Here is a 6652-nt window from a genome sequence, read left to right on the forward strand (position 1 = left end):
AAGCTCACTTCTTGCAGCACGAAGCCGTAGATGTACGCATCCATGATCGAAAAGGCATGCGCAGCAAGGGCGACGGGAAAGTCGGCGGCGCGTAGCGTTCCGATGACGGCATCGTGGTGGCGCAGGGTCGCGGGACCAGGCGTCGTTCGGGACTCCATCAACGGAGTTGCCCACGGGTGCCTCCCCAACACTTCCCTTGTCGATACCGCTCGCACGTGAAGTTCCGTGCGCCACGGGCGTCCCGGCGTCGGCAGATCGATCTCCGCGAAGACCGCATCGACCATTCCGTTGAGCAGATCCCCCTTGTCCGAAACATGGTTGTACAGAGACATCGCTTCGACGCCCAGTTCGGTGCCCAGCTTCCGCATGGTCATCGAATCGATTCCGACGGAATCGGCAAGCGCGACAGCAGCGTGTACGACGTCGTCTCGGGTCAATCTTGCGCGCTTCTCCACGTTGACAGAACTTACACCGTAAGTGCAATACTTACGCTGTAAGTATTCGACGAACGGAGACTCGCATGCCGAAGGAACTGATGACCGCCGTCGTACAGGATCGCTACGGCGAGGCCGACGTTCTCTACGTCGACCACATTCCGCGCCCCACTGTCGCCGACAACGAAGTGCTGATACGCGTCGAGGCCGCGTCCGTCGACCGCGGGGCATGGCATCTCATGGCCGGACTGCCATATCCGTTGCGCCTCGCGGGTTTCGGGCTGCGCAGACCTAGGAACCGGGTACGCGGACTGGACGTATCCGGCCGAGTCGAGGCCGTCGGCAGTTCGGTGACCCGCGTGGCAGTCGGCCAGGAGGTATACGGGATCGCGGTCGGTTCGTTCGCGGAGTACGCACGCGCACTCGAGACGAAGATTGCCGCAAAACCTGCCCGGTTGTCGTTCGCACAAGCAGCAGCGGTGCCGGTCTCCGCCCTCACAGCGTTGCAAGCCGTGCGCGACCACGGCCGCGTGCAGGCGGGCCAATCCGTCCTCGTACTCGGCGCATCCGGTGGCGTCGGGATTTACGCGGTGCAGGTGGCAAAAGCCATGGGCGCTCACGTCACCGGCGTGTGCAGCACCTCGAAAACCGATACCGTCCGCTCCATCGGTGCCGACGAGGTTCTCGACTACCGCGTCGACGACGCCACCGACGGATCGCATCGGTACGACGTCATCATCGACACCGGCGGCAACCGCCGACTGCGAGATCTTCGACGGGCGCTCACACGCACCGGAACGCTGGTGATCGTCGGCGGCGAGAACGGCGGACGGTGGCTCGGCGGAACCGATCGCCAAATACGCGCACAGTGCTTGTCTCCGTTCATATCTCAGAAAATGGGCACCTTCATCGCTTCGGAGAACGCCGACGATCTGGAGGTCCTGACGCAGATGATCGACGCAGGTGACATCACCCCGGTGATCGACTCCGTTCATCCCCTTGCCGACACCGCCGTCGCCGTGGCACGAATGGTCGACGGCTCCGGCTGCGGAAAGCAGATAATCGCCACTCGCTGAAAAGCCTGACAGAATCGGCTCACTCCAGCGAACAGGAATCTCACGTGAACCCAGATCTCACGCTCGCGCAACAGCCGGACCGAGGACCGATCTTCGTCAAGTCCCGCCCGGTCCGCACCGGCGACATCGACGTCGCCAAGCAGGTCAGGCTCGACGCCGTCGCCCGCTACCTGCAGGACATCGGCAACGACAACATCGAGGCCGCGGGAGCCATCGACACCCACCCGCTCTGGATAGTGCGTCGTACGGTCGTCGACGTCGTACGCCCGGCGATCTGGCCGGAAGAGTTGACGATGACTCGCTGGTGCTCCGGCTTCTCCACGAGATGGGCGAACATGCGTGTGCGCTTCGACGGCAGCAACGGCGCGCTGATGGAAACCGAAGGCTTCTGGATCAACATCAGCGCCGAGTCGGGCATGCCCACGCGGATGAGTGACGACTTCATGCGGCCACTGGAGGAATCCACCGACGAGCATCGCCTGAAGTGGAAGCGTGTCCTCGCCGAGAACGCACCGGAGGCGGACGACGCCGGTGTTCTGGACACGCCGTTCGCTCTGCGCGCCACGGATATCGACCCGTTCGACCACGTCAACAACGCCGTCTACTGGCAGGCAGTCGAAGAGGTCCTCAGCGCTCGCACCGAACTACGGACAGTTCCGCATCGAGCACTGATCGAGTACCTCTCCCCCATCGTCTCCAGCGACGACGTCGTCCTGCGCAGCCGCGTCGACGACAAGACCGTCACGGTCTGGTTCCTGGTCGGCGAAGCGCTCCGCGCAGTTGCGCAGGTGAGCGCCCTCTAACGCAGTTTCTGGGTCGCGACAGCCGCGACACCGAACACCAACGCAAGAAGAATCGCGGCCCAGAAACCGAAGAGCCACCACACCACGCCGAACACGACCACTGCCGGGGCAACGGTGATGAAAGCGATGGTGGGGCTTTCTCGTACCACCTCGAGTGCAGTTCGGGCATTAGTTCGATCGAGCTTCTTACCGGCCATCGAAAACCTCCTTCAAGGTCCTGACCATCCAGAGTAACCGGACTGACGGGCACAAAGCGGATACCGTGAACGCATGGCCGACCACCGCACCCTCGTCCTCATGCGACACGGCAAGTCCAGCTACCCCGAGGGCATCCGTGATCACGAGCGTCCGCTCGCCGAACGGGGCCTGCGCGAGGCCCGCATCGGCGGCGAATGGATCCGTGAAAACGTCCCGCCCGTCGACGCCGTTCTGTGCTCCACCTCCCGGCGGACCGTCGAAACCCTTGCCTCGACGGGAATCGAAGCTCCCGCCGGGTTCGAGAAGTCCATCTACGGCGGCTCACCCGCAGACGTCATTGCAGCTGCGCGAACCACGTCCGACCACGTCAAGACGCTCCTGATCGTCGGACACGAACCCGGAATTCCCTGGACTGCACTCGATCTCGCATCGAACGAAAACTCCGAAGCGGCCCAACGTATCCGCGACAAGTTCCCGACTTCGGCGATCGCCGTCCTCTCCGTACCGGTGCCGTGGACCGAACTCGACGACTCCGTCGCCACTCTGCTCGAGTTTCACGTGCCTCGTTAGATCAACCACACTGCTAAACCACCTCACGCAGTAGGCGGTCCGAAAGTGCAAGCGCGTCACGGTCGTACGTCGATGTCGACGCCAACACTTCGTCGGCACCGGTCCGTTCGGCGAGATCGTGAAGTTGCTGTTTCACCTCGACGGGTGTGCCGTGCAGCGCCGACGCCATGAACGACTCGATCCGCCTGGCGTTTCGATCACTGCGCGGAGCACGCCTGATCTCGTCCAGCGACGCGAGCGGCGGAAACTCCCCTGTCCGTGACGATTCTGCGAGCGCGTATGCCTCCGGGATCAGCAACTCACGCGCCGCGTCGGTGGAATCGGCAACCGCCACTTCGAGAGAAACCACCACATAGGGTTCGGGATGAGCGTCGGTGGCCCGGAAAGCTCGGCGGTACTCGTCCAATGCCTCCACCCGGTCGGTGCTCCCAATTCCGAGTATCGGCCCACCCACGACCACCGGAAGCCCCAGTTGCGCTGCCACTTTCAGACCTGTGCGCGTCGCCAGCACGAAGATCGGGACTCCAGTCTGCGACGCCGGCCGTGCCGTCACTGCGGCGGAACCGTCCAGATAACGCCTCACCTCGTCCAGGTCCGACACAAACGTGTCCGGAGCGTCCTTGCTGCGTCGTAGTGCCTGACGTACGGGCTCCGTGAATCCCAGCGATCGGCCGAGGCCGAGATCGATTCGCCCCGGGTAGAGAGCCTCCAGCATCAGGAACTGCTCGGCGACGATCAGCGGTTGGTGATTCGGCAGCATGACCCCACCGCTGCCGAGTCTGATATCGCGCGTATGCGCGCCGATCGCGGCAAGCAGTACTGCCGGCGACCCGCTCCCGATCCCGGGCACCGCGTGATGCTCGGCGACCCAGAACCGGTGGTAGCCGAGAGCGTCGGCGTGCGCGGCACGTTCGACGGAATGCGTCAGAGCTGCGGAGTCGGGGTATCCGCTCCGGGTTCGGGATCGGTCGAGCAGTGAGAGAAGCACCCTCGGAGCAACAAGGAATTCGGAAAGTTTCATCCGGACGCCGAACGAGGACCGTTTCTGACCGCAATACCCGCAACACTGGACCTGTCGCCGGAATTCACCATCACATGAAGGGCACGTCATGGACATCAAGCTCGAACTGGTCGCCATTCCCGTCACCGACATCGACCGCGCCAAGGACTTCTACGTCCGCCTCGGATTCAACGCCGACCACGATCACACGGTCAGCGAAGACCTGCGATTCGTCCAGCTGACCCCACCCGGTTCGGCCTGCTCGATCTGCATCGGCAAGGGAATCACCGACGCCGAGCCCGGTTCCGTCGTCGGCATGCAGGTAGTGGTCAAGGACATCGAAGAGGCTGAGCGCGAGTTCAAGAGCCGCGGCATCGACATCAGCCCGATCGACGACCAGGCCTGGGGCAGATTCATCTACTTCGCCGACCCCGACGGCAACAAGTGGGCCGTCCAGGAGATCGTCATCCCGGACCTCAGCGGCAGCAACTCCTGAAAACGTCCCACTCCTGACATGAAAAATCCCCCCACCTCTTTCGAAGTGGGGGGATTTTCTACGAACTAACGCTTAGCGGTAGTCGTCACATGCGACTACCCGACTAGCGGTAGTCGTCACATGCGACTACCCGACTAGCGGTAGTCGTTGCTGAAGCCGTAGTCGTCCAGCGGAACTGCAGCACCGGTGTTCTGGCCGAAGCCGTCCGGGCTGTAGTACTGGTCGTCGTACGACGGCACTGCGTAAGCAGCGGCGCGTGCCTCTTCGGTGGGCTGAACCTGGATGTTGCGGTAACGGTTGATACCGGTACCGGCAGGGATCAGCTTGCCGATGATGACATTTTCCTTCAGACCGATCAGCTTGTCCGAGCGGCAGTTGATAGCCGCGTCGGTCAAGACACGAGTGGTCTCCTGGAACGATGCCGCGGACAGCCACGAATCCGTCGCGAGCGACGCCTTCGTGATACCCATGAGCACCGGACGGCCGGCTGCGGGCTCGCCACCCTCGGCGACAACGCGGCGGTTTGCCGACTCGAACTCGGCGCGCTCGGTGAGCGAACCGGGCAGGAACTCGGTGGCACCGGAATCGATGATCGTCACGCGACGAAGCATCTGGCGCACGATGACCTCGATGTGCTTGTCGTGGATCGACACACCCTGGCTCCGGTACACCTCCTGGACCTCGTTGACCAAGTGGATCTGAACCTGACGCGGACCCATGACTCGCAGGACCTCGTGGGGATCGGCAGCACCTTCCATGAGCTGCTGTCCGACCTCGACGTGGTCACCGTCAGCCAAGAGGCTTTCGCGACCGTCGGCGTGCTTGAAGACACGCAGACGCTGACGCTTGCTGAGCTTGTCGTAGACAACCTCTTCGCCGCCGTCGTCCGGAACGATGGTGATCTTGTAGAAACGATCGCCGTCTTCGAGCTGTACCCGACCGGTGACGTCCGCGATAGGAGCCTTGCCCTTGGGCACACGTGCCTCGAACAGCTCCTGGACACGCGGCAGACCGCCGGTGATGTCATCTCCTGCGACACCACCCTGGTGGAAGGTACGCATGGTCAGCTGGGTACCGGGCTCACCGATCGACTGTGCGGCGACGATACCGACAGCCTCACCGATGTCGACCAGCTTGCCGGTGGCCATCGAGCGGCCGTAGCAAGTGGCGCAAACGCCGGTGCCGGTGGTGCAGGTCAGGACCGAGCGGACCTTGACCGTCGTGATGCCGGCTTCGAGCAGAGCATCGATCGCGGGGTCACCGAGAGCGTGGCCACGCTCGACGATGACGGTGCCGTTCGCGTCGACTGCATCGGCCGCCAAGGTACGGGCGTACGTGCTGGTCTCCACGTGAGCATCGCGGATCATCGTGCCGTCGGCCTGCTTCTCGGCGATCGTGGTGACGATGCCGCGCTCTGTTCCACAGTCGACCTCGCGGACGATGACGTCCTGCGAAACGTCCACCAGACGACGGGTCAGGTAACCCGAGTCGGCGGTGCGGAGTGCGGTATCGGCCAGACCCTTACGAGCACCGTGCGTGTTGATGAAGTACTCGAGAACGGTCAGGCCTTCCTTGAAGGAAGACTTGATCGGACGCGGGATGAACTCACCCTTCGGGTTTGTCACCAGGCCCTTCATACCGGCGAGCGAGCGAACCTGAGTCATGTTGCCGGCTGCGCCGGACTTCACGATCATCGGGATCGGGTTGCTGTCGGGGAAGTGAGCCTCCATGGCCTTGCCGACCTTGTCGGTCGCTTCCTGCCAAATGGTGACCAGAGCGCTGTTGCGCTCCTTCTTGTCCAGAGCACCACGCTGGTACTGCTTCTCGATCTTGTCGGCCTGAGCCTCGAAGTCCTCGATGATGGCAGGCTTCTCCGGCGGCACGAGAACGTCGGAGATCGAGACCGTGACACCCGAACGGGTGGCCCAGTAGAACCCGACGTCCTTGAGCTTGTCGACGGTCTGAGCAACCACGATCATCGGGTACCGCTCGGCGAGATCGTTGATGATCGTCGCCTGGCGCTTCTTCGGCATCTGCTCGTTGACGAACGGGTAGTCCGCCGGAAGCAGCTCGTT

The 6652-nt window shown here is 63.0% G+C and carries 7 protein-coding genes and 1 pseudogene; 4 read left to right on the forward strand and 4 right to left on the reverse strand.

From position 1 onward, the window contains the following. Positions 1-455: TetR/AcrR family transcriptional regulator C-terminal domain-containing protein (locus tag A2J01_RS26890; protein ID WP_064113960.1), on the reverse strand; the 455-nt coding region annotated here is incomplete at its 3' end. A gap of 65 nt (positions 456-520) precedes the next feature. Here A2J01_RS26890 and A2J01_RS26895 point away from each other — a divergent pair. Next, the gene (locus tag A2J01_RS26895) at positions 521-1510 is read left to right on the forward strand and encodes an NAD(P)-dependent alcohol dehydrogenase (RefSeq protein WP_007728421.1); all 990 of its coding nucleotides are present in this window, start codon (positions 521-523) and stop codon (positions 1508-1510) included. Positions 1511-1554: 44 nt separating this feature from the next. Beyond that, positions 1555-2313, forward strand: a complete 759-nt coding sequence (locus A2J01_RS26900; RefSeq protein ID WP_007728423.1) for an acyl-[acyl-carrier-protein] thioesterase — start codon at positions 1555-1557, stop codon at positions 2311-2313. Here A2J01_RS26900 and A2J01_RS26905 read toward each other — a convergent pair. Next, on the reverse strand, positions 2310-2510 hold the full coding sequence (locus A2J01_RS26905) for a hypothetical protein (RefSeq protein ID WP_003941897.1): 201 nt from the start codon (positions 2508-2510) through the stop codon (positions 2310-2312). The genes A2J01_RS26900 and A2J01_RS26905 overlap by 4 nt on opposite strands. A gap of 73 nt (positions 2511-2583) precedes the next feature. Here A2J01_RS26905 and A2J01_RS26910 point away from each other — a divergent pair, with 73 nt between their 5' ends. Continuing rightward, a complete protein-coding gene (locus A2J01_RS26910) occupies positions 2584-3081 on the forward strand; it encodes a SixA phosphatase family protein (protein ID WP_007728426.1) in 498 nt (165 codons plus the stop codon). Between the two features lie 13 nt (positions 3082-3094). On the opposite strand, the gene A2J01_RS26915 is transcribed toward A2J01_RS26910, so the two are convergent. After that, positions 3095-4102: an LLM class flavin-dependent oxidoreductase gene (locus tag A2J01_RS26915; protein ID WP_064113961.1), complete on the reverse strand. Its 1008-nt coding sequence runs from the start codon at positions 4100-4102 to the stop codon at positions 3095-3097. 88 nt (positions 4103-4190) lie between these two features. Between A2J01_RS26915 and A2J01_RS26920 the strand changes: the two genes are divergently transcribed. Beyond that, on the forward strand, positions 4191-4577 hold the full coding sequence (locus A2J01_RS26920; protein ID WP_003942070.1) for a glyoxalase superfamily protein: 387 nt from the start codon (positions 4191-4193) through the stop codon (positions 4575-4577). Positions 4578-4711: 134 nt separating this feature from the next. Here A2J01_RS26920 and A2J01_RS26925 read toward each other — a convergent pair. After that, positions 4712-6652, reverse strand: a pseudogene (locus A2J01_RS26925) (DNA-directed RNA polymerase subunit beta'); the annotation flags it as partial.

Origin of the sequence: Rhodococcus sp. EPR-134, assembly GCF_001647205.1 — a bacterium.
GTDB lineage: Bacteria > Actinomycetota > Actinomycetes > Mycobacteriales > Mycobacteriaceae > Rhodococcus_F > Rhodococcus_F qingshengii.